At 69.4% G+C, this 23,224-nt stretch carries 21 protein-coding genes; 10 read left to right on the forward strand and 11 right to left on the reverse strand.

The window, feature by feature from the left end:
- Positions 1-22: 22 nt before the first annotated feature.
- The gene (locus tag BCL67_RS00500; RefSeq protein WP_106121524.1) at positions 23-913 is read left to right on the forward strand and encodes a sulfurtransferase; all 891 of its coding nucleotides are present in this window, start codon (positions 23-25) and stop codon (positions 911-913) included.
- Positions 910-1,383: a SufE family protein gene (locus BCL67_RS00505; protein WP_106121525.1), complete on the forward strand. Its 474-nt coding sequence runs from the start codon at positions 910-912 to the stop codon at positions 1,381-1,383. The genes BCL67_RS00500 and BCL67_RS00505 overlap by 4 nt, the downstream gene beginning before the upstream one ends.
- Here BCL67_RS00505 and BCL67_RS00510 read toward each other — a convergent pair.
- Positions 1,328-2,710, reverse strand: coding sequence for an alpha/beta hydrolase family protein (locus tag BCL67_RS00510; protein ID WP_146131039.1), 1,383 nt, complete (start codon positions 2,708-2,710; stop codon positions 1,328-1,330). The genes BCL67_RS00505 and BCL67_RS00510 overlap by 56 nt on opposite strands.
- A 45-nt stretch (positions 2,711-2,755) precedes the next feature.
- Here BCL67_RS00510 and msrB point away from each other — a divergent pair, with 45 nt between their 5' ends.
- The 6 genes from msrB (at position 2,756) to BCL67_RS00540 (ending at position 9,034) form a co-directional block, all read left to right on the forward strand.
- Positions 2,756-3,172 (forward strand): peptide-methionine (R)-S-oxide reductase MsrB, encoded by a 417-nt coding sequence (msrB, locus tag BCL67_RS00515; protein WP_106121526.1) that lies wholly within the window; start codon positions 2,756-2,758, stop codon positions 3,170-3,172.
- Positions 3,173-3,175: 3 nt separating this feature from the next.
- Positions 3,176-4,234: a threonine aldolase family protein gene (locus tag BCL67_RS00520; protein WP_106121527.1), complete on the forward strand. Its 1,059-nt coding sequence runs from the start codon at positions 3,176-3,178 to the stop codon at positions 4,232-4,234.
- A 35-nt stretch (positions 4,235-4,269) separates the two neighbouring features.
- A complete protein-coding gene (locus BCL67_RS00525; RefSeq protein ID WP_308737933.1) occupies positions 4,270-4,971 on the forward strand; it encodes a DUF3000 domain-containing protein in 702 nt (233 codons plus the stop codon).
- Between the two features lie 19 nt (positions 4,972-4,990).
- Positions 4,991-6,220, forward strand: a complete 1,230-nt coding sequence (locus BCL67_RS00530; protein ID WP_106121705.1) for a ribonuclease D — start codon at positions 4,991-4,993, stop codon at positions 6,218-6,220.
- A gap of 108 nt (positions 6,221-6,328) precedes the next feature.
- The gene (locus BCL67_RS00535) at positions 6,329-8,506 is read left to right on the forward strand and encodes a 3-hydroxyacyl-CoA dehydrogenase NAD-binding domain-containing protein (protein WP_181255828.1); all 2,178 of its coding nucleotides are present in this window, start codon (positions 6,329-6,331) and stop codon (positions 8,504-8,506) included.
- 96 nt (positions 8,507-8,602) lie between these two features.
- Positions 8,603-9,034, forward strand: a complete 432-nt coding sequence (locus BCL67_RS00540) for a Rieske (2Fe-2S) protein (protein ID WP_181255829.1) — start codon at positions 8,603-8,605, stop codon at positions 9,032-9,034.
- A 53-nt stretch (positions 9,035-9,087) separates the two neighbouring features.
- On the opposite strand, the gene BCL67_RS00545 is transcribed toward BCL67_RS00540, so the two are convergent.
- From BCL67_RS00545 to dut, 7 genes are all read right to left on the reverse strand, one after another.
- Complete coding sequence (locus BCL67_RS00545) at positions 9,088-9,579, reverse strand: hypothetical protein (protein WP_106121529.1); 492 nt, start codon at positions 9,577-9,579, stop codon at positions 9,088-9,090.
- A 2-nt stretch (positions 9,580-9,581) separates the two neighbouring features.
- A complete protein-coding gene (gene dxs, locus BCL67_RS00550; RefSeq protein WP_106121530.1) occupies positions 9,582-11,597 on the reverse strand; it encodes a 1-deoxy-D-xylulose-5-phosphate synthase in 2,016 nt (671 codons plus the stop codon).
- 211 nt (positions 11,598-11,808) lie between these two features.
- Entirely contained in the window at positions 11,809-14,628 is a 2,820-nt protein-coding gene (locus BCL67_RS00555; RefSeq protein ID WP_106121531.1) for an aconitate hydratase, read from the reverse strand.
- Positions 14,629-14,755: 127 nt separating this feature from the next.
- Positions 14,756-16,297 carry a class I SAM-dependent RNA methyltransferase gene (locus BCL67_RS00560; RefSeq protein WP_106121532.1) on the reverse strand — a complete coding sequence of 514 codons (1,542 nt, stop codon included), beginning with the start codon at positions 16,295-16,297 and terminating at the stop codon, positions 14,756-14,758.
- A 7-nt stretch (positions 16,298-16,304) separates the two neighbouring features.
- Positions 16,305-17,051 carry a DUF3159 domain-containing protein gene (locus tag BCL67_RS00565; protein WP_106121533.1) on the reverse strand — a complete coding sequence of 249 codons (747 nt, stop codon included), beginning with the start codon at positions 17,049-17,051 and terminating at the stop codon, positions 16,305-16,307.
- Entirely contained in the window at positions 17,041-17,895 is an 855-nt protein-coding gene (locus BCL67_RS00570) for a DUF3710 domain-containing protein (RefSeq protein WP_106121534.1), read from the reverse strand. The genes BCL67_RS00565 and BCL67_RS00570 overlap by 11 nt, the downstream gene beginning before the upstream one ends.
- 31 nt (positions 17,896-17,926) lie before the next feature.
- Positions 17,927-18,367, reverse strand: a complete 441-nt coding sequence (gene dut, locus BCL67_RS00575) for a dUTP diphosphatase (protein ID WP_258174639.1) — start codon at positions 18,365-18,367, stop codon at positions 17,927-17,929.
- A 60-nt stretch (positions 18,368-18,427) separates the two neighbouring features.
- Here dut and BCL67_RS00580 point away from each other — a divergent pair, with 60 nt between their 5' ends.
- Positions 18,428-18,955 carry a DUF3093 domain-containing protein gene (locus tag BCL67_RS00580; protein ID WP_106121535.1) on the forward strand — a complete coding sequence of 176 codons (528 nt, stop codon included), beginning with the start codon at positions 18,428-18,430 and terminating at the stop codon, positions 18,953-18,955.
- Between the two features lie 76 nt (positions 18,956-19,031).
- On the opposite strand, the gene BCL67_RS00585 is transcribed toward BCL67_RS00580, so the two are convergent.
- Positions 19,032-19,331: a DUF4193 domain-containing protein gene (locus BCL67_RS00585; protein ID WP_106121536.1), complete on the reverse strand. Its 300-nt coding sequence runs from the start codon at positions 19,329-19,331 to the stop codon at positions 19,032-19,034.
- A 384-nt stretch (positions 19,332-19,715) separates the two neighbouring features.
- Between BCL67_RS00585 and sepH the strand changes: the two genes are divergently transcribed.
- Complete coding sequence (gene sepH / locus BCL67_RS00590) at positions 19,716-21,224, forward strand: septation protein SepH (RefSeq protein WP_106121537.1); 1,509 nt, start codon at positions 19,716-19,718, stop codon at positions 21,222-21,224.
- A 76-nt stretch (positions 21,225-21,300) separates the two neighbouring features.
- On the opposite strand, the gene BCL67_RS00595 is transcribed toward sepH, so the two are convergent.
- Positions 21,301-22,509, reverse strand: coding sequence for an alkaline phosphatase family protein (locus BCL67_RS00595; protein ID WP_106121538.1), 1,209 nt, complete (start codon positions 22,507-22,509; stop codon positions 21,301-21,303).
- Between the two features lie 13 nt (positions 22,510-22,522).
- Entirely contained in the window at positions 22,523-23,179 is a 657-nt protein-coding gene (locus BCL67_RS00600; protein WP_106121539.1) for a DUF5998 family protein, read from the reverse strand.
- Between the last annotated feature and the right edge of the window lie 45 nt (positions 23,180-23,224).

Consider the following 23,224-nt stretch of genomic DNA (forward strand, 5'->3'; position numbering starts at 1 on the left):
ACGACGGAAGGTTCTGTACATCATGACCGAAGAAAAAGACTTCTCCCAGTACGCCCATCCCGATGCCCTGGTCTCCACCGAGTGGGTGGCCCAGCACAAGGACGACCCCTCCGTCGTGCTGCTGGAATCCAATGAGGACGTGCTCCTCTACGAGACCGGCCACATCCCCGGAGCCCAGAAGATCGATTGGCACACCGACCTCAACGACCCGGTCACCCGGGACTTCCTGGGCCCGGAGCAGTTCGCCGCCTTCGCCGCGGCCAAGGGCATCACCCCGGAGACCACGGTGGTGTTCTACGGGGACAAGTCGAACTGGTGGGCGGCCTACGCCCTCTGGGTCTTCACCCTGTTCGGCCACGCCGACCTGCGCCTGATGGACGGCGGCCGGCAGAAGTGGGCCGCCGAGGGCCGCGAGCTGGTCACCGAGGTGCAGACCCCTGCCGCGACGACCTACCCGGCGCCGGCGCAGCGCGACGACTCGACCTTCCGCGCATTCCGCGAGGATGTGCTCGCCCACTTCGGCAAGCCCATGATCGACGTGCGCTCCCCTCTGGAGTACTCCGGTGAGCGCACCCATATGGAGGGCTACGAGCAGGAGGGCGCGCTGCGCGGCGGCCACATCCCCTCCGCCGCCTCCGTCCCGTGGGCCAAGGCCGCCAACGAGGACGGGACATTCCGCTCGCGCGCCGAGCTGGAGGCGATCTACACCGAGCAGGCGGGCCTGGGGTCCGCCGAAGAGGTCATCGCCTACTGCCGGATCGGTGAACGCTCCTCGCACACCTGGTTCGTGCTGCAGCACCTGCTCGGCTACGACAACGTCCGCAACTACGACGGCTCATGGACCGAGTGGGGCAACGCGGTGCGGCTGCCGATCGCCACCGGCGAGCAGCCCGGCGAGGTGCCCGGGACATGAGCCAGACCCCGAACCCGCAGCTCCCGGAGCAGCTTGCCGAGGTCATCGAGGAGTTCTCCGAGCTGTCAGACCGGGAGAAGCTGGAGCTGCTGCTCGAGTTCTCCCGCGAGCTGCCGGAGCTCCCCGAGCGCTACCTCAACAGCTATGACCAGATGGAAGAAGTGGTGGAGTGCCAGTCACCGCTGTTCCTGACCCTGGAGTACGACGACGACGCCGGGACCGCCGCGATCTTCTTCGCCGCGCCCCCGGAGGCGCCGACCACCCGGGGCTTCGCGGCGATCCTGCATGAGGGGCTGAGCGGTCTGCGCTACGAGGAGATCCTCGCGGTGCCCGAAGACCTCTCCGAGCGCCTCGGCCTGTCCAAGGCGATCACTCCGCTGCGGCTGCGTGGGATGACGGCGATGCTGGGCCGGATCAAGCGTAATATCCGGGCTCACCTGGCCGAGTCTGCCCCGGCGCAGGCCGGCTGAACAGGTCGGTGACCCAGTCGATCACGGAGGAGTCCCAGCGCTGCGGATCGTGGTTCCACTCCTTGACGTGGCGTGCCTGGGCGAAGCTGACATAGGTGACCTTCGGGTTCTTCCGGGCGAGATCCCGGGAGGCCCCGTAGGGCACGATGTTGTCGTCGACGCTGTGCATGATCAGCACGTGGTCGCGGAGCTGATCGGCTCGGTCGATCCAGTTCATCGCCTGCAGGTCCACCGGGGCGGCCAGCCCGGTGACCCGGCGTCCGCCCGGGTTGGAGATGAACCACTGGCCCAGCCGGCCGACGACGTCGGGGATCCGGTTGGCCTTGGCCTGGTGGGCGAGCACGTCCATCCAGTCGATCACCGGGCCGGTGAGCACGAGGCCGCGGATGTACTCCGCGTAGCGTGAGCGGTCGGCGGTCTGCAGGCTGATCGCTCCACCCATGGACCAGCCGAAGAGGATGATGTCCTGGGCGCCGCGCCCCAGGGCGTACTCGATGGCCGCCTCCACGTCCTCCCACTCGGTGACTCCGAGGCCGTAGCGGCCGTCCACGGCGGCGGGGGCCTCGCCGTCGTTGCGGTAGGAGATCAGCAGCGTCTCAGCGCCCAGCGCCGAGGTGGCCGCCAGCGCCCGGATCCCCTCGGTGCGGTTGCTCCCCCGGCCGTGGACGGCGATCGCCCAGACGTTGCGCCCGGCCAGCGGGCCCTGATGCTCCGCGGGCAGACCGGCCACGGCTGGCTGCGGGGCGACGTACCAGGCCGGGGAGGGCCCGCCGGGCAGGGTGATGACGACCTCGTCACTGGCGAATCCGGCGTCGGCGGGGTTCAGGTAGACCACCGAGGTCCACCAGCCGCGCACCGCGGTGCGCAGGTCACCGCCATAGACCTTCTCCACCGGACGCGTGACGGTGCCTCCCTTGGGCTCCAGCGCGGAGATCGGCCCGATCCGCGCCAGCGAGCGTCCGCCGTGGAAGAACAAGCCATAGGTGCCGTCGACCACGGTCTCGGCGGTGATCGGCAGGATCACCTCGTCCCCGTCGGGTCCTCGGGTGACGGCGAGGATCTCGAGATCCTCGGCACGTTCGCGCACCGGGGTGACCACGGCGCGCGCGAAATATCCGGCCAGCCCGGAGGCCGCCGCCGCCAGCGTCATCCCGGCGGCGAGTCCGGTGCCCACGCCCAGGGTGGTGGCGCGGATCCAGGGGGTGTGCGCCGAGGTGTGCGCCGCGGACCGGCGTCGGAACCGGGTGGTCCAGCGGTGTGCTGCGCGCCGGACAGAGGCATTCGCCCGGGCCGCTGCGGCCCCGGGTTCGCTCATCGTGGACGTCATGGAGCACAGCTTACGCGGGCGCGCGGAACGTGATGAGATAGAGCGATGAGCCAGAACCAGAACCCCGCAACCGGCGCCGATCAGTGGCGCGAGAAGCTCAGCCCGCAGGAGTACCAGGTGCTGCGCCAGGGCGGCACCGAACGCGCCTACACCGGCGAGTACTGGGACAACAAGGCCGCCGGCACCTATTCCTGCCGAGCCTGCGGCGCGGCGCTGTTCACCTCCACCGAGAAGTTCGATTCACGCTGCGGCTGGCCCAGCTTCTTCGAACCCGCCGCCGACGCGAACATCCGCTACCTCACCGACACCTCCATGGGGATGGAGCGCACCGAGGTGCGCTGCGGCTCCTGCGACTCCCACCTGGGACACCTGTTCACCGGGGAGGGCTTCAACACCCCCACCGACCAGCGGTACTGCATCAACTCCATCTCGATGGACTTCCACGAAGCCACCGAGAGCTGAGCGGTGACGGCCACCGAGACGCAGCCGCGGCTGCTCGACGCGTCCTTCGCCTCAGACAACGTCGCCGGAGTCTCACCCGAGATCCTGCAGGCGCTGAGCCAGGTCAATGTGGACGCCGCGCTGCCCTACGGCGCCGACCCGGTGACCGCCCAGCTGCGCGATGTGATCAAGGAGACCTTCGGGGCGCGCGCGGAGATCCTGCCGGTCTTCAACGGCACCGGCGCCAATGTGGTGGCGCTGCAGGCGCTGCTGCCGCGCTGGGGGGCCGCGATCTGCTCGGCCCAGGCCCACGTGAACAACGACGAGGGCGCCGCCCCGGAGCGCCTCGGCGGAGTCAAGCTGCTGCCCCGCCCGACCGCGGCCGGGAAGCTGACGCCGGTCGACGTCCACGCGGAGCTGAAGGCCCTGGGCTTCGTCCACGCCGCCCAGCCGCTGGCCGTCACGCTCACCCAGTCCACCGAGCTGGGCACCGTCTACACCGCACAGGAGATCGCCGAGGTGGCCGAGGCCACCCACGCCCACGGGCTCGGGGTCCACCTCGACGGCGCGCGGATCTCCAACGCGGCCGCAGCGCTGGGCTGCTCGCTGGGTGAGATCACCGCTGAGGCCGGCGTCGACGTGCTCAGCCTCGGCGGCACCAAGAACGGGGCCATGGCCGCGGAGGCCGTGGTGGTGATCAACCCGGACCGCGTCGCCGGCACCGACTTCATCCAAAAGTTCTCGATGCAGCTGGCGTCGAAGCAGCGCTTCGTCTCCGCCCAGCTGCTGGAGCTCTTCGGCACCGACCTCTGGCGGCGCAACGCCACCCAGGCCAACGACCAGGCGGCCAAGCTCGGAGCCGCCCTCGCCGAGATCCCCGGGGTGACGCTGTCACGGCCCACCGAGGTCAACGCGACGTTCCCGGAGGTCCCGACGAAGATCGCCGACGCGATCCGGGACCGGTACCTGGTCCATGTCTGGGACACCGCTGCCAGCGGCAATCCGGTGCTGCGCATCATGTGCTCCTTCCAGACCACCGACGCGCAGATCCAGGAGCTGGTGGACGTCGCGCGGCGCGCCTAGCACGTCAACCTGAGAGTTGTTCCTAATCTGGTGCCGTGACAGCTTTCGGTCCCCTCGGCGGACCCGACCAGCAGGGCGCAGGGCGCGTCGCGCCCGGGCCGCCCCACGGTGCCACCGGCATCGAGGGGCTCCCTGACTCCTTCCTGCGCGCCCTGAGCAGCCTGCGCCAGGCCGCCCCGCGTCCGGAGGCGTCGGTCCAGGAGGTTCCGGCCCCCTCCAAGCTGGCCCCCTTCGCGGTGGCGCTGCGCGCCGAGGTGCACACCAACGGTGGGATGGTCCTGGGGGCGCATCCGGTCACCCGGCTGCGCCCGGCGCCGGAGGACACCGAGGTCCTGGCCACCGGACGGTTCATCCTGCTCCACGATCCCGCCGGGCAGCAGGCCTGGGGCGGTACCTTCCGGGTCGTGATCTATATCCGCGCGGAGCTCGATGCCGATATGGGCAACGATCCGCTGCTGGGCTCGGTGGCGTGGACCTGGCTCTGTGATTCCCTGGCCCAGCATGGGGTGGAGTACAGTCATGCGGGCGGCACGGCCACCCGGATCCTCTCCGAGAGCTTCGGGAGCATGGAGAACCGGCTGCCGAGCAACGATGTGGAGCTTCGCGCCTCGTGGAGCCCCACCGGCATCGGTTTCGGCTCCCACCTGCAGGCATGGGCCGATATGGTCTGTTCCTTCGCGGGACTGCCGCCTTTGCCCGATGGAGTGATCGCCCTGCCACATATCAGGAGGAGCTGACGCAGTGCCGGAGACCTCGATGGACTCCCCCGAGGAGGGGCCGCCGCCGCTGCTGACCGAACCCGAGGATGGGGTTCCCTTCGTCATCGACACCGCTCGAGGACTGCAGCGCTGCGCCGACGCCCTGGCCGCCGGCACCGGCCCCGTGGCCGTGGACGCCGAGCGGGCCTCCGGCTTCCGCTATGGTCAGCGCGCGTTCCTGGTCCAGCTCAAGCGGGAGGGCTCCGGGCTGTGGCTCATCGACCCCGAACCGTTCACCACCCTGGCCCCGGTGCAGGAGGCCCTCGACGGCGTCGAGTGGATCCTGCACGCCGCCAGCCAGGATCTTCCCTGCCTCGCGGAGCTGGGCATGCACCCGCACAGCCTCTTCGACACCGAGCTCGCCGCACGCCTGGCCGGGCTCCCCCGGGTCAGCCTCGGCGCCGTGGTGGAATCGCTGCTGGGCGTCCGCCTCGCGAAGGAACACTCCGCGGCCGACTGGTCCAAGCGTCCGCTCCCGCAGGACTGGCTGCGCTATGCGGCGCTCGACGTCGAGCTGCTGATCCCGCTGCGCGAGAGCCTCACCCAGCTGCTGCGCGACCAGGACAAGCTGGACTGGGCCGAACAGGAGTTCGAGCACCTGCGCACGCACCGTCCCGTCACCATCCCGCGCAGCGAACGCTGGCGCAAGGCCAGCGGGGTCAACCGGCTGAAGTCCCCGCGCAAGCTCGCGGTGCTGCGCGAGCTCTGGGCGGCCCGGGAGAACATGGCCGAGACCAAGGACATCGCCCCCGGACACATCCTTCCCGACTCTGCCCTGGTGGCCGCCGCGGACGAGGTGCCGCGCACGGTGCCCCAGCTGCTCTCGATCAAGGGGTTCTACGGCCGGGCCGCCAAGCGCGAGGCGCCGAAATGGCTGCGTGCGATCGAATCCGGGACCAAGAACACCCAGGCGCCGGATCCGAAGCGCCGCGCCGTCGGGCCGCCGCCGCCGCGCACCTGGAAGGACCGCAATCCGCTGGCCTTCCGGCGCTACCGCACCGCCCGGGACTGGCTGAACCACCGCGCCGATGAGCTCGAGCTCATGCCCGAGACCCTGCTGACCCCTGCCGTGCTCAAGCAGCTCTGCTGGACGCCGCCGGAGGTCCTGGACCTCGACGGTGTCAGCGCCGCGCTGCGCGACCTCGGGGCACGGCCCTGGCAGATCGAGCAGTGCGCCGCCATCGTCACCGTCGCGATGTTGGACCCGGAGCCGCTGGAGAGCTTCTGAGGCTCGCCGGGATGGTTTCCCCCGTGGTTACTCATGGGTAGGATGTGAGCTGAGACTCATCCTCAGGCGCGGTCCACCCGCGCCGACCCGACGCCACGGAGGCCCCACATGACAGCAGCGCACTCACCGGAGATCCCCGCGGAGGCCCTGGACTTCTCCGGGTTCAGCGACCTCGCGGCGGCCTTCAGCGACGAGGTCATCACCCACTCCCGGGCCGAGGACGTGGTGCTGCCCGACGGCGCCGGCACGCTGGTCCTGATCCGCCTGGACAACGATCACCCCAAGCGCCCCTCCACGCTGGGCCCGAGCAGCCTGATCCAGTTCGGCCAGGTCCTCGCCGCCCAGCTGCCGCGGGCCCGCGCCGGAGAGATCTCCGGCATCGCCGTGATCGGCAAGCCGGGGGTGCTCGCCGCCGGAGCCGACCTGGGTGCCGCCGAGCGGGTGGACTCCCGGGACCACTCCACCGCGATGGCCGACCTGGGCCACCACGCCTACCGGCTGCTGGAAGACTTCCCGGTCCCGAGCTTCGTGTTCATCAACGGCACCGCGCTGGGCGGCGGGCTCGAGATCGCGCTGGCCGCCCAGCACCGCACCGTCTCCACCGCCGCGAAGGGCATCGGACTGCCCGAGGCCTTCCTGGGGCTGGTCCCCGGGTGGGGCGGGATCTACCGGCTGCCGCACCTGATCGGCCCGGAGGCCGCCGCCGAGGTCATCTTCACCAACGCGCTGAACAACAACCGCACCCTGACCGGGCAGAAGGTCCACGCGCTGGGCATCGCCGATGCGCTCTTCGACGCCGAGAGCTTCGAGGCCGAGAGCCTCGCCTACGCCGCCCGGATCATCACCGGGGACGCGGACGCTGCGCAGCAGCTGGCCGCCCAGCGCAGCCACGACGACTCCCCCGAGGCCTGGACCCGCGCGATCGCGTCCGCCGAGCGGACGGTGGCGACCAAGCTGGGCCCCTCCGCCCCCGCACCGCGCCGTGCCCTGGATCTGTTCACCCAGGTCCCGTCCCGCACCCGGGAGCAGAGCCGTGAGGCCGAATGCGAGGCGCTGGGTGATCTGATGCTCACCGATGAGTTCCGCAACACCGTGTATGCGTTCCTGAACCTGCTGCAGAAGCGCGCCAAGCGTCCCGCGGGGGTGCCCGAGGTCCCGCCGCGCAGCATCACCAAGGTCGGAGTCGTCGGTGCAGGGCTCATGGCCTCGCAGCTCGCGATGGTCTTCGCCGCGCAGCTGCGGGTCCCGGTGGTGCTCACCGACATCGACCAGGCCCGCGTGGACAAGGGCCTGGAGCATATCGCGGCCCAGCTCGAGAAGCAGGCCAAGAAGGGTCGGCTCAGCGTCGAACAGGCCGCCGGGCTGCGCGGACTGATCACCGGCTCCACGGACAAGTCCGTCTACGCCGACGCCGACTTCGTCATCGAGGCGGTCTTCGAGGAGATCAGCGTCAAGAAGCAGGTCTTCGCCGAGCTGGAGCAGATCGTGCCCGCCGAGACCATCCTCGCGACGAACACCTCATCGCTCTCGGTCACCGAGATGGCGGCCGACCTGGCGCACCCCGAGCGGGTGATCGGGTTCCACTTCTTCAACCCGGTGGCCGCCATGCCGCTGGTGGAGATCGCCCGGGCGCCGCAGACCGCCGATGAGCCCATCGCGACCGCCTTCGCCCTCGCCGCCGGACTGCGCAAGACCCCGGTGCTGACCAGCGATTCCACGGCGTTCGTGGTCAACCGGGTGCTGCTGCGACTGATGGCCGAGGTGCAGAAGGCCTTCGACGAGGGCACCGACCCCGCCACGGCCGACGCCGCGCTGAAGCCCATCGGGCTGCCGATGAGCCCGTTCACGCTGCTCGCGATGGTCGGCATTCCGGTGGCGCAGCACGTCACCGAGTCGCTGCACGCAAGCTTCGGGGATCGCTTCCACGTCTCGGCCAACCTGCAGCGGCTCATCGATGCCGGGGTCACCGAGATCTGGAGCACCGACGACGACGGCCGGCCCAATGTCGCTGGTCAGCCTTATATCAAGGACAGCACCACGGATCTGATGAGCTTCGGGAGCTCGCCGCGCACCGCCGAGGAGCTGCTCACCACGGTCCAGGATGCTCTCGCCGAGGAGATCGGGATGATGCTCGATGAGGGCGTCGTCGCCTCCCGCCAGGACGTGGACCTGTGCATGATCCTCGGGGCCGGCTGGCCGCTGCACCGCGGCGGGATCACCCCGTACCTGGATCAGGTGGGCGCCAGCGAACGCGTCAACGGTCGCGCGTTCAGCACGCGCGACTGAGCCGCTGCGGGGCCGGGTCCAGGAGATGGTGCAGGCGCAGGTCAGCGCGCCGACACAGAGCCTGGGCCCGGACCGATCACTCGTAGAATGGGCACCATGACCTCGCCATGCTGTGACCGCCGTCGATTCCTGCACGCCTCTGCACTGACCGCAGGCTCGGCGGCGCTGCTGACCGCATGCGGCGTCGACGGGACCCCCGAGTCGGCGACTCCGACCCTCGCCGAGGGCGGCACCTGGACCGAGGTCATGCCGCTCGATGAGCTGGAGGTCGGGGCGAGCAGCACAGCTGAGGTCGGCGAGACCCAGCTCCTGCTGCACCGCAGCGACGAGTCCACGATCCACGCGTTCTCCGCGGTCTGCACCCATCAGGGGTGCGCCGTCGGCACAGAGCCGGAGCGCTTCGCCTGCCCCTGCCACGGCTCGATCTTCAACCTCGAGACCGGTGCCGCCGAGGGCGGTCCGGCGAGCGATCCGTTGACCCGCTACCCCGCCGAGATCAGCGGGGACACCATCCGGGTCCAGGCCTAGGCGCGACTGCCTGGCGGCTCAGCCTGGATGCTCGGCTCGGCCTGGATGTCGGCTCAGCCAACGCGCAGCTCGATCTTCGAGGCAGGCACGTCGCCGCCGCGCATGGCGGCCTTCACGGCTTCCCGGGCCTTGCCCTGGTGCAGCGTCGTGATCTGCATGACCGAGGCATGCCCGCCGTCGTGGGCTTCGATCACTGGATCGCTGAGCAGTCCCAGGCCGCGCCAGGCCAGGATGGCCAGCACGTCACGATGCACGGCACCGATGTTGCGCTCCTCGGAGGCGCTGGGCGTCTCGCCCTTGAGCGGGTAGAGCAGCCGCAGCTGGATCTGCGACTCGGCCGGGGGTTCGGTGTAGCCGTCGGCCCGGCACTGGGCGATGAAGCTCTCGAGCAGCTGCTCGGCCTCCTCGGCAGCGGCCTTCTCGGAGGTCAGCTTGCCGTTGGCGCCGAGGACGCCGTGGTGGATGACGAACTCTCCGGCCGCTTCGTCGTGCCAGGCTTCGCGGTAGTTCCAGGCCTGCTCGTCGCGGCGGTAGAGAGTGATCAATGTCAGGCCTTTCGGGTACGGAGACTGGGGATCTGGCCGGTGGGGAACGGTTCGCCGGGCAGCGGGCGTGCGTAGGGCACCTTCGTGCCGAGGACCTGTCCGACAGCGTCCTGGGTGATCTTCTGGGCGGTGAGGCCCACGCGTTCGAGGACCTCGCCGCGGGTGCCGTGGGCTAGGAACTCCACGGGGAGTCCGACCTCGTTGAGGCCGGTGTCCACGCCTGCCTCACGCATGCTCTGCCGGATGCGTGAGCCGACGCCGCCGGCCTTGACGCCGTCCTCGATGCAGATGACGGTGCGGTGCCGAGCGGCCAGGGAGACCACCGAGTCCGGGACGGGCAGGACCCAGCGCGGGTCCACCACGGTGGCGCTGATGCCCTGATCGGCGAGCCGCTGGGCGACGTCGAGGGAGAGCTCGGCCATGGTGCCCACGGAGACGATGAGCACATCGTGGGCGTAGGGCTTCTTGGTCTCCGCCGTCGTCTCCGGGCTGGCGGCCGTGCGCCAGAGCACGTCGACTCCGTCCTCCAGCCGCTCTAGCGCGTCGATCTCGCCGTTGACCGAGCCCTTGGAGAAGCGCAGCACGGTCGGGGCGTCGTCCACGGCCACCGCTTCGCGCAGCTCCTCGCGCAGCCGGGTGGAGTCTCGCGGCGCCGCGATCCGCAGCCCCGGGACGATCTGCAGCAGCGAGAGGTCCCACATGCCGTGATGGCTGGGACCGTCAGGTCCGGTGACGCCGGCCCGGTCGAGGACCACGGTGACGCCGGCCTTGTGCAGCGCGACGTCCATCAGCAGCTGGTCGAACGCGCGGTTCAGGAAGGTCGCGTAGATCGCGACCACCGGGTGCAGTCCGCCGAAGGCGAGCCCGGCGGCGGAGGTCAGCGCGTGCTGTTCGGCGATGCCGACGTCGAAGACCCGCTCGGGGTGCTTCTGCGCGAAGCTGCGCAGTCCCACCGGGATCATCATCGCTCCGGTGAGCGCGACGATGTCCTCGCGCTCATCGGCGATGGAGGTGATCTCTTCCTCGAACACCGAGGTCCAGGAGCGCGATCCGCCGCGGTGCACCGGCTCGCCGGTCTCCGGGTCGATGACCCCGACGGCGTGGAACTGGTCGTTCTCATCCGCGCGGGCCGGGGCGTAGCCCTTGCCCTTCTCGGTGAGCGCGTGGACGATGACCGGACCGCCGTAGTTCCTGGCGTCGGTGAGGGCCTCTTCCAGCGCGCGCTGGTCGTGGCCGTCCACCGGTCCGATGTACTTCATGCCGAGGTCTTCGAAGAGTCCCTGCGGGGCCCAGAAGTCTTTGGCGCCCTTCTTCGCGGCATGCAGGCTGCGGTAGACCATCTGGCCCATCGGTCCGCCGTTCTGCAGCTTCTGCTTGGTGCCGTCCATGATGTTCTCGTAGGTGCGGTGGGTGCGGACCTTGTCCAGGAAGTTCCGGCGCAGCCGGCCCAGCTGGTCGGCCAGTCCCCCGACGGTGGGCGCGTAGGAGCGGCCGTTGTCGTTGACCACGATGATGACGCGGCGGTCTTTGTCCGCGGCGATGTTGTTCAGCGCCTCCCAGGCCATGCCGCCGGTGAGTGCGCCGTCGCCGATCACCGGAATGACGCAGCGCTCGGACTCCCCGGCGAGCCCCCGGGCCTTCGAGATGCCGTCGGCCCAGGAGAGCGAGGAGGAGGCGTGGGAGGACTCCACGATGTCATGCACGGACTCGGCCCGATCCGGGTACCCGGCGATGCCGCCGGCCTGGCGCAGCGTGGAGAAGTCCTGACGCCCGGTGACCAGCTTGTGCACGTAGGACTGGTGGCCGGTGTCGAAGATGATGGAATCGCGCGGGGAGTCGAAGACCCGGTGGATCGCCAGGGTCAGTTCGACCACCCCGAGGTTGGGTCCCATATGTCCGCCGGTCTTGGAGACGTTGGCGATGAGGAACTCTCGGATCTCTGCCGACAGCTTCTCCATCTGCTCGTCGCTGAGCTTGGACAGCTCCTGCGGAGACGTGATTGTCTGCAGAATACTCATTGCCGCAGTCTACCTCTCGCGCCCTGCGCGGCGGGACCTTGACGCGTCGTGAAGACACGTTCACCGACGCACACGGGCGAGGCAGATGCCCGGCAGGTTCACCGATACGCAGCAGGGGCGCCCCGATCCGAAGATCGAGGCGCCCCTGATCGGGTGAGCCGCCCGAAGCGGCTCAACAGCTCAGCTGCTCAGCAGTCTGGGATCAGACCGTCTACTTCTTCACCAGCGAACGCAGCACGTACTGCAGGATGCCGCCGTTGCGGTAGTAGTCGGCCTCGCCCGGGGTGTCGATGCGCAGCACGGCGTCGAAGCTGACCTCGGTGCCGTCCTCCTTCACCGCGGTGACCTTGAGCGTCTTCGGGGTGGTGCCGTTGTTCAGCTCGGTCACCCCCGAGATGGAGAAGGTCTCGACGCCGGTCAGGCCAAGGGTGTCGGCCGATTCGCCCTCGGGGAACTGCAGCGGCAGCACGCCCATGCCGATCAGGTTCGACCGGTGGATCCGCTCGAAGGACTGCGTGATGACCGCGCGGACGCCGAGCAGGCTGGTGCCTTTGGCGGCCCAGTCGCGCGAGGAGCCGGAGCCGTATTCCTTGCCGCCGAGGACCACCAGCGGGATGCCGGCCTCCTGGTAGTTGACCGCGGCATCGTAGACCGCAGCCTGCGGAGCGCCTTCCTGGGTGAAGTCGCGGGTGTAGCCGCCCTCCACGCCGTCGAGCAGCTCGTTCTTGATCCGGATGTTCGCGAAGGTGCCGCGGATCATGACTTCGTGGTTGCCACGGCGGGAGCCGTAGGAGTTGAAGTCCTTGCGGGCCACGCCGTTCTCCAGCAGGTACCGACCGGCCGGGGTGTCCGACTTGAAGGAGCCGGCCGGGGAGATGTGGTCGGTGGTGACCGAATCGCCGAGCTTGAGCAGCACGCGGGCGCCCTCGATGTCGGTGACCGCGGAGGGCTCGAGCTCCATGCCCTCGAAGTACGGGGGCTTCCGCACGTAGGTGGAGTTCTCGTCCCAGGCGAAGGTGGAGCCCTCGGGGGTCTCCAGCTCCTGCCAGCGGTGATCGCCGTCGAAGACGGTGGCGTACTTGGAGGTGAACATCTCGGTGTCGATGGACGCGTCGATGATCTCCTGGACCTCCACCGGGTCCGGCCAGATGTCGGCCAGGAAGATGGCCTTGCCGGACTCGTCGTGGCCCAGCGGCTCGTTCTCGAAGTCGAAGTCCATGGATCCGGCCAGGGCGTAGGCGACCACCAGCGGCGGGGAGGCCAGGTAGTTCATCTTCACGTCCGGGTTGATCCGGCCTTCGAAGTTACGGTTGCCCGAGAGCACCGAGGTCACGGCGAGGTCCTGCTCCTGGATCTTCTGCGAGATCTCCTCCTCCAGCGGACCGGAGTTGCCGATGCAGGTGGTGCAGCCGTAGCCGACCAGGTAGAAGCCGATGTTCTCGAGGTACTCGGTCAGGCCGGACTTCTCGTAGTAGTCGGTGACGACCTTCGAGCCCGGGGCCAGCGAGGTCTTGACCCACGGCTTGCTCTTGAGCCCCTTCTCCGAGGCGTTGCGAGCCAGCACGCCGGCGGCCATCATCACGTTCGGGTTCGAGGTGTTGGTGCAGGAGGTGATCGAGGCGATGGAGACTGCGCCGTGATCCAGGTGGAACTCGCGACCATCCGGCATGGAGACCGGAGTCGGGTTCGAGGGACGGCCATCGACCGGGGCGCCCGAGGTGTCGCGGGGCTTGTCGGCCTCGGTCTGCTCGTCGGTCGCATCGTGGGACGGCGCGTCAGAGGCCGGGAAGGACTCCTCGGAGGCGTCGTCGACGGCTCCGTTGGTGACCGAGCCGTCCTTGGCGTAGTTGTGGATGTCCTTGCGGAACTGCTCCTTGGCGTCGGTCAGCTCGATCCGATCCTGGGGACGCTTCGGGCCGGCGATGGAGGGCACCACGGTGGAGAGGTCCAGCTCGAGGAACTCCGAGAAGCGCAGCTCGCGGGACGGGTCGTGCCACATGCCCTGTTCCTTGGCGTAGGCCTCGATGAGCTTCAGCTGCTCCTCGGTGCGCCCGGTGAGCCGCAGGTAGCCCATGGTGACCTCGTCGATCGGGAACATCGCCGCGGTGGAGCCGAACTCCGGGGACATGTTGCCGATGGTGGCGCGGTTGGCCAGCGGCACTGCCGCCACACCTTCGCCGTAGAACTCCACGAACTTGCCGACCACGCCGTGTTCACGCAGCATCTGGGTGATGGTGAGCACGACGTCGGTGGCGGTGGCGCCGGCGGGGATGGACCCGCTGAGCTTGAAGCCGACCACGCGCGGGATCAGCATGGAGATCGGCTGGCCGAGCATCGCGGCCTCGGCCTCGATGCCGCCCACGCCCCAGCCGAGCACGCCCAGGCCGTTCTCCATGGTGGTGTGCGAGTCGGTGCCGACACAGGTGTCGGGGTAGGCGCGCAGCGTGCCGTCGACCTCGCGGGTCATCACGGTGCGGGCCAGGTTCTCGATGTTGACCTGGTGGACGATGCCCATGCCCGGGGGGACGACCTTGAAGTCGTCGAACGCGGTCTGGCCCCAGCGCAGGAACTGGTAGCGCTCACCGTTGCGCTGGTACTCCATGTCCATGTTGCGTTCCATGGCGTCGGAGTTGCCGAAGGAGTCGATCTGGACGGAGTGATCGATCACCATCTCGGCGGGTGCCAGCGGGTTGATCTGCTCGGGCTTGCCGCCGAGCTCCTTGACGGCCTCACGCATGGTCGCCAGGTCCACCACGCAGGGCACTCCGGTGAAGTCCTGCATCAGGACTCGGGCGGGAGTGAACTGGATCTCGGTGTCGGGCTGCGCGTTCTCATCCCACTGCGCCAGAGCCTTGATGTGCTCGGCAGTGACGTTGGCACCGTCTTCGGTGCGCAGGAGGTTCTCGAGCAGGACCTTCAGGCTGTACGGGAGGGAGTCATATCCCTCCACTGCGTTGAGTCGGAAGATTTCGTAGTCGGTGCCGTCGACGTTGAGGACGCCTTTGGCCCCATAGCTGTCCGCATTATTCACTCGGGACTCCTTATTAGTTGCCAGTCGTGCCAGCCCGCGCTGATGAGTCACGGGACTGATGGATCGATGTCCAGTCTACTCTTTCAGATTTCATGAGACGCCCGTCATAGGGCCCCTGGCGCGCCGTTCACCTGCGATGAGGTGCGCGGAACAGCGCCACTGATTCCATGTGGTGGGTGTTGGGGTAGAGGTCGAAGACCTCCAGGTCTGCGAGCTCCCAGCCGCGGCTCATCAGGGACTTGGCGTCCCGGGCGAAGGAGGAGGGTTCGCAGGAGACGTAGACGACCTCGCGGGCACCGGAGGCGTCGATCCCGGCGATCACCCGCTCGCCGGCCCCGGTGCGCGGCGGATCCAGCACGATCAGCTCACGCTGCGCCAGCTTGTCCAGAACCGCCTCCACCGGCGCCTGCAGCACCTCCACCTGGGGCGAGCCGGAGAACAGCTGTGCCGCGCTGGCGCTGGAACCGGGTGCACCCTCGACGCTGAGCACCGAGCCGCCGGGGCCTGCGAGCTGCGCGGCCCAGGCGGTGAAGAGTCCGGCTCCGGCGTAGAGGTCGGCCACGGAGGCACCCTCGGGCACCTGGGCCATCGCGTCCACGGCCTTGACCAGGCAGCTGGGGGCGTTGCGATGGATCTGCCAGAAGTCCTCGGGCTGGATCTCCACCGTGGAGAGCGCCGGCTGAGGCGCATTGACGTCCGGGCCCGGGCTGGGGCTCGACGGCAGAGGCAGTGGAAGCGGCTCGGTGATGGTCCGGCTGCCGGCGACCACGACGTAGCTGATCCGCTCCGGGCGCGGCGCCGTCGACCGGCTCTCTGCGCGGGCTCCGGGGCCGGGACGCTCTCCGCGACCACGGCGTCCGGCACCGCGCGCGCCGCCGCGACTCCGGCTGGGTGCCCGTTCCGGCTGCGAGGTGCCGAGCACGATGTTGGCGATGTCCGGCTCCCGGCGGTGCAGCACCAGCAGCCGTTCGATGAGCTCCTCGCGCTCGGGCTCCTCGAGACCGGTCCGCGCGTGCACGACCAGGGTGACCTGCGGTCCGGCCCCGGCGGCCACGGCGTCCACTCGATCGGCACCCTTGAAGCAGAAGCCGAAGATCCCACTCTCGTGGATCGATGAGACGGCCAGCGGCATCCCGCGCAGCTCGATGAGCTCGTTGCTGCGGTGCGGCTTCATGCTCAGCACCCCCTCGGCGCTGACAGCGAAGCTCGCCCGGGTCCGCCAGTGCAGACCGTGATAGGGGCCGTCGGAGAGCACGTCCTGGACGTGGACCTCCCCGTCGCCGGAGGCCAGCGGCAGACGCTGGTCGTGGATCGAGAATCCGCCGATCCGCTGCATGGTGTCGCGGAAGACCTGGCCCTTGAGCCGGCGCTGGTGCTGATCGGTGATGTGGCCGAACTCGGCGCCGCCCACCGGGAGCCGGTCGTTCTCGTGGGCGCGCAGCGAGTCGGCGAGCTTCCAGATGTGCCGGCGGCGGTAGTCGGAGGCGTTGAGCACCTCGACGACGTCGGCCCGCCAGTATTTGGCCCCGGGGCCGCCCTCGGTGACCCGGGCGCGCACGGTCTCCCCCGGGATGGCGTGGCGCACGAAGACGACGCGACCCTCGTAGCGGGCCACGCAGTGGCCCCCGTGGGCCATCGGACCGATGTCCAGCGTCAGGGTCTGCGTCATCGCGGAATCACCCTCTCTTGTCTTGTTCGGCCGGGTGAGTGGCCTCGTGTGCGCCCGCCTCGAGCGGGCTCTGCGGCGGGCGCGAGATCAGCCAGCCCACCCAGAGCGCGAGCGCGTAGAGCGGGATCCCCATGACCAGGCGGGCGGTGCCGAGTCCGGCCACGTCGTCGGCCAGGTAGAGCGGGACCTGGATGATCAGGCGCAGCGCCGGGACCGCGAGCAGCAGCCAGGTGGCCAGGGAATACCGACGCCGACGCTCCGGATCCTTGCGCCAGTCCAGGCCCTCGCCGCGGACCACGCCGAAGAGCAGACCGAGGAACGGCCACTTGATCAGGATCGAGACCAGGAAGGCCACCAGGTAGCCGGCGTTGATCAGGAAGCCCCAGGCGTAGAAGTCCCGGGCGTCTCCGGTCCGGTAGGCCACCAGGGCGCAGATCAGGATCCCGGCGAGTCCGGCCAGGGACTGCACCAGGGAGCCCTTCTGCACCAGCCGCGCGACGGCGAACCCGAGACCGATCACCACCGAGATGATCAGAGCGGTCATCAGCTCCTCGGTGACCAGGAACGCGATCAGGAAGGCCGCGGCGGGCAGCGAGGACTCCACGAGTCCACGCACTCCGCCGACCGAGGCCAGCACGTCGATGGAGCCGTCATCCCCGGTGCGCACCCGGGAGGCGGCGGCCGTGGAGAACTGGGCCGCCGGATCGGGCGCGGAGTGCGGCTCGTGGCGCGGCTGGCCTGGGTCAGCGGTCATCGCTCACCGGGGCGGCCGCGGGGTTGGGACTGGGGGTGTCGTCGCGGCGCTGGGCCCGGTTGCGCGGGACCACCACTCGCTTCGCGCCCTCGGGGGGCTGCAGTCGGAGCAGCTCGCGCGGCGGCAGCGGGTCGTCGCCTCGGACGACCACGATCTTGGCGAAGAGGTCTTCCACGGCACGTGCCGCCGTGGCGTCGATCGCGCCGCGGCCGCCGACGACTCCGCGCAGGAACCAGCGCGGGCCCTCGTAGCCGATGAAGCGGGCCACGCGCCAGCCTTTGCGTCCGTCCTTGAGCACGGTGGGCACGCGGGCGGCCAGCTCCTTGCCGAAGCGTCCGTCGACCCGTTTGACCTTGCCCTCCTGCTTGATGACCGACTCTTCGATCTGCTCGAGCACCTCGTTCCAGGTGCCGCCGGACTTCGGGGCGGAGAAGGGCTGGACCTGGATGCTGGCCTGGTCGACCATGATGGTCAGCGCGACCACGCGCTTGGTCTTCTGATCGATGTCCAGCCGGACCTGCTGGTTCTTCGCCGTGGGGATCAGCAGCGCACCGAAGTCGAGGTAGCCCTTCTTGGACTCGAGCTCGCGGGAGTCCCGCGGCACGGCCAAGGGTGTGGACTCGGTGACCGGCTGCGCGACGGAGGTCACCGACGAGCTGGCGACGACAGCGTCGTCGGTCCCCGGCGCCTGGGTCGGGGCAGCCTCGTCTTGGGCGGTTCCGTTCTGAGCTGTCTGGCTCTGCCCGGTCTGGGTCTGTTCTGGTTCTGCCTGCGGAGCTGCTGCCGGGGCCGCGTCTGTCTCCGGTGTCTGCTTCGCTGGGGTCTTCTTCTTGCCGAAGAGCATGCCTGTCCTCCTGGTCGGTCCTGCTGCTGTCCTATCGCCCGGTGGAGCCGAAACCGCCTGCACCCCGGTCGCTCGTCTCGAGCTCGTCCACCAGGGTGAAGTCAGCCTGCTCCACCTTCTGCAGAAGCAGCTGAGCGATCCGGTCTCCACGGGCGAAGTGGACCGCCTCGTGGCGGTCCGTGTTTAGCAGGCACACCTTGATCTCCCCACGATACCCAGCGTCCACCGTCCCTGGGGCATTGACCACGGTGATCCCGTGGCGCACCGCGAGTCCGCTGCGCGGATGCACCAGACCCACCCAGCCCTGGGGAACTGCCAGCGCGACCCCGGTCGGGACCAGCCGGCGCTCCCCCGGCTCGAGCGTGAACTCCTCGGCGGTGAGCAGGTCGGCCCCGGCATCACCGGGATGGGCGTAGCGCGGCAGGTCGAGGCCCTGATCCAGCTGCTTGAGTGGTACTGAGATGCGATTCACAGCCCCGAGTCTACCGTCGTGCTCAACCCCACTCTCAGCCGGACATGCGACGATAGAGACATGAGTGACGAGAGTGCCAAGAGTGCTGAAGCTGCATCCCCCGGCGCCGCGCGCGACGCCGCACCGATCTACAGCGAGAAGCTGTGGCCGGCCTGGTGGCTGTGGGTCGCCGGGGTCATGGTGGGCGCTTCGATCTCGCTGATCTTCTTCCCGATCAGCGTCACCTTCGGGGTGCTGACGATGTTCATCGGAATCGGCCTGGTGATCTTCGGGCTGGTCATCACCACCCCGACCATCGAGGTCACTGACGGGTGGCTGCGGGTGGGACGTGCCCGGATCCAGACGGTGCACCTGGGCCGGATCGTGGCGCACAGCGGAGACGCCGCCCGGGAACAGCTGGGACCCGGCTTCGATGCGAGCTCCTACCAGTGCATCCGTGGCTGGATCGGGCCGGTCATCACCGCGCAGATCGTCGACCCCAGGGACGCCACCCCGTACTGGCTCTTCTCCACCAGAAAGCCAAACGCCGTGCTCTCCGCGTTGGGCTCCGTGGAACCCGTGCAGGAGCACGGCGTCAGTTTCGAGTGATGTGAGTTTCGAGTGACGCGGGCGCCCTCAGGCCTTCACTGGCTGAGGGCTTCCGCGTCTGTCTGTCGCGAGGCGTTCAGCCCTCGCAGTCCTTGCAGAAGAACATGCCGTTCGCCTCGCGAGCCACCTGGGAGCGATGACGCACCAGGAAGCAGGAGGAGCAGGTGAACTCATCCGACTGAGCGGGCAGCACGCGAACCTGCAGCTCCTCCTCGGAGAGATCGGCACCGGGGAGTTCGAACCCTTCAGCGGCCTCGGTCTCGTCCTCATCGACCACAGAGGACTGCCGTGACGTGTTCCGGTTCTTCAGCTCCTCGATCGAATCTTCGCTGCTTTCGTCGTCGTTCTTCCGCGGGGCGTCGTAATCGGTTGCCATAAGAGGTGCTCCACACTCCGAATTCTTGAGATCGAAGCGCTCGTTGACCGGCTTCGGGTTGAAGCTGATTGAGCGCGATTTCCCTGTGCGTAGCCCCCTGCCGGTCCGGGCTGCTGCCCGTTCCGCAGAACACGTGGGAAATTCAGGTCGGACAGATTGTGTCCTATCCGGATCACAGGACCAAATCCTGGCGAACCGTTGAGCCCTGGGCTGACACGGGGGTCTCACCACACAGCTGGTAGGCGGGATGAGGACCAAAGAATGTCACGAGAGGCCCGATTGAGCAATCCTTCCAGGAGTGGTTGAGCACCACGCCGGATTTTGAACCTGCCCGCGATACAGTGGCCCGAATAACCACCAGCTCGTTCTTCGGAGGAAGCCCAAATGCAGCACCTGCGCATCGTCGGGGTCAATGACGAGGAGAACATGGCGCAGCTCATCCTCTCCGACGAATCAGGGCGGGAGTTTGCGCTGCCGATGGATGAGGCCCTGCGTCACGCCGCGACCCGCCCCCCTGTCCGTCCGTCCCAGTCCAGCCATGCCTCAAGTCCGCTGACGCCGCGGGAGATCCAGGCGCGGCTCCGCGCCGGGGCCACCGTGGACCAGGTGGTCGCAGCCTCCGGGCTGACCACCGCCCACGTGGACCGCTACGCCGGACCGGTGCACGCCGAACGGGCCTACATGGCCCAGCGCGCCCGCGCCACCCAGGTCGCACCGGCCTCCTCCGCCGAGGCCCACCGGGCGGCCTTCGGCGACGATCCGGCCAGCCTCGACGCCATGGTCAAGGTGCGGCTGCGCATGATGGACGTCGACCTCACCAGCCTCACCTGGGACTCCTGGCGACGTGAAGACGGCCTGTGGCAGATCACCTGCGTCTTCGACGTCGACTCCTCCTCCACCCACGGCGCCGGCATCGGTCTCAGGCCTCCGGCGGAGTGGACCTTCCAGCCGGAGACCTCGCACCTGCGCGCGGTCAACCGCTGGGCGGAATCGCTCAGCGCGCTCACCGCGCCCGCCCCGACCTCCTCACACGGCGGGGAGACGCAGACCGCTGCGTCAGGCGCCCGCAGGCGACTCAGTGCCGTGGACTCGGTCTTCGACGTGGAGAACGCCGCGGATCGGCGCGGGGGCTCAGTGCCCGCGCAGGCCCCCGCGACACCCGCGCCCGGCGCGGCCTCCGAGTCTGCCGGGCACCGGCAGCCCGAGGCGAGCCCGCGCAGTGCTCGCACCGCGGCGCCGGGGAACGGGTCACCGGCTCGCCCCGAGGCCGGCCCCCGCGGTGAGGGGCGCGAGCATGAGGACCTGCTCGACGTCCTGCGCGCCCGCCGCGGCCAGCGTCTGGGCGCCGACGCCGAGGCCGACGATCGGCTCGCGCTGATGCTCAACCGGCAGGACCCGCAGGACCGCGACAGCTCCGCAGGGACCGCAGCGACTCCGGTCAGCTCCGAGACGTCGGGGGCCTTTGGAGCTGCTGACCAGGACGACGACGAACACTCCACCGTTCCGCTCCCCCGACTCCGGCCGGTCAAGAACCGTCCGACAGCTCAGGACGACGCGGGCGTCTCCGGCCCATCGGATGCGAAGGATGCCGCGACCCTCACCCCCGCCGAGGACGGCGGAGGCTCGGACGCCGCTGAGTCAGGGTCAGGCTCGAGCGCGACGGAATCCAGCACCGGAGCAGGCGATGGCCGGCTCGACGCCTGGGGCTTCGCCTACGAGGGTGAGCCCGAGGAGCGCGCCGGCGCGACGGGACAGACCGCGCCGTCGGGCTCCGAGAACGCAGAACCGACCGAGCCTGAGACCACCACGGAGAAGCCGCGGAAGCGAGCCCCGGCGCGGCGGGCCAGCATGCCGAAATGGGACGACATCCTGTTCGGCTCCAAGAACGACTGAAGGCAGTCGGACCGCTGAGATTCGCGGCCAGGAGCTCCGCATCCTGGTCGCGGCCTTCGGCGCAGCGTCGAGCGCTCTAGCCGCCCAGACGCAGCAGCGGCACGCGGCGTTCGGCCTCGGTGAGCGAGCCATGCTGGCCCACCATCTCCATCGGGGCCTGGCCGACCCGGTCGCAGTGATAGAGCGCGATATCGCTGTGCGTGGCCACCAGCACGTCGCCGATGCGCGCAGCGACGCGATCCTCCACGGTCCCGAACCAGCCCGCGGTGCGCGCCTGGTCCCGGGTGAGGATCCAGGCCCGCTCCCCATACTCCTGCTCCCAGGCGACGGCGATGGTCTCGGGCTCGGTGCCCGGCTCCGCGTAGAGCTGCACCAGGCGCGGCTCGCCTCCGGTGTGCCGGACCCCTTCGAGGAGCTGCGGCTGGGCAGAGAAGTCCAGGCGGTTCTCCGCAGAGATGTCGACCATGCCGTGGTCTGCCGTGAGCAGCACCGAGACCTGGTCCCCGTAGCGGCGGCGCAGATCCGTCGTGAACCGCTCCGCCTCGGCGTCGAGCATCTCGAGCATCTCCAGCCACTGCGGGGAGTCCACCCCGTAGCGGTGGCCGGTCTTGTCCAGCTCGTCCACGTAGAGATACACCAGCTGGCGCGGAGCGGGCCCCTGGCGGACCGCGCCCTTGGCGGGTCGCTGAGCCTGGATCCACTCCGCGGTGAGCCGGAAGCGGGCGTCCATCCGAGCCGCGCCGCGGAACTCACCGCCGCGCAGCACAGCCTGGGTGAGTCCGGAGTCCACAAACTTCGGCCGGGAGGCGGTGAGCACACCCGCGCCGGCCGCGGCGGCGCGGGCCAGCACGGAGGGGTGCGGCTGCCACTGCGCCGGGTCGACCTCGGGGTCCCAGCCGCCGAGCATGTTGACCATCCGGTCCAGCTGGGGAGCCAGGATGTCGTAGCCCACGAGTCCGTGTTCGCCCGGCGTGGTCCCGGTGCCCAGCGAGCCCAGGGAGGCCGCCGTCGTCGTCGGCACCCCGACGTCGAGGATCTGCGCGCTGGAGCTTCGCCAGGCCGACGCCAGGAAGCGGGCGTGGCCGGAGTAGCGGGCGAGCAGCGCATCGCCGAGCCCGTCGACCATCAGCACCACGGTGGCGGTGGCCTCGGGCAGGCCCAGCCGATTCTCGAAACCCTCGAGGCCCAGCGACGCGGCGGCCGAGGTCAGCACGTGACGCAGGTGCGCGCCGTCGTAGTCCGGGGCGGGCGGCAGCGGGCGGGACCGGCGGTTCTCAGGTGTCATCGCGGCGCGCGGCTCAGCGCGCGTGTTTGATGCAGGCACGACGCAGCGCGCGGACGAACCCGCGGGCCTCGTCCACGGCAGTGTCACCTTCGGCGGTGGCCGCGATGCGCAGCGCGATGTCCTCGGGCACCCAGTTGCCGGTGTCACCGTGGTCGGCCACGCACTCAGGGTTCCCGCATTCGGCGGGGTAGGTGTCGAACCGCGCGCCCCCGGTCCAGGTCAGGTTCAGCGAGACCTCAGCCAGTGACCGCTCAGGGGTGAAGTTCTCCGGAGTCCTGTGCACCTCGGAGAGGATCAGCGAACGGATCCGGCTGACCGGGACCACCTCGGTGGAGATCCGCGCCACGGTGTCGGCGCGCCGCGGATGTGGGGAGTCTCCGTGGCCGAAGGCGGGCCCGTCGTCGGCCTCGAGGTCGTGGTCATCGAGATGCGCGACCACGATGATGTCCTCGGCCAGGGCGAGCACCGTGATGTGTCGGTGGACCTCCTCCATGTCGAAATGGGTGTCCACATGCACGATCTGATGGCTTGCCTCACGCTCGTCGAGCGCCTCATCGAGCGTATGCAGCACCAGAGATGGATAGAAGCCGCCGCGCTCGACTGCTTCCTTGAGGCTTGAGGTCGAAGCGGGGCTGCCCTGCTCCCCGGACCCGTGCTGGCTGAACGTCATGGTTTCCATGCTATCCGGTGGCGGGATTCGCCGGTGCGCCCCACA

This window comes from Nesterenkonia sandarakina (assembly GCF_003003175.1).
Classification (GTDB): Bacteria; Actinomycetota; Actinomycetes; order Actinomycetales; family Micrococcaceae; genus Nesterenkonia; species Nesterenkonia sandarakina_A.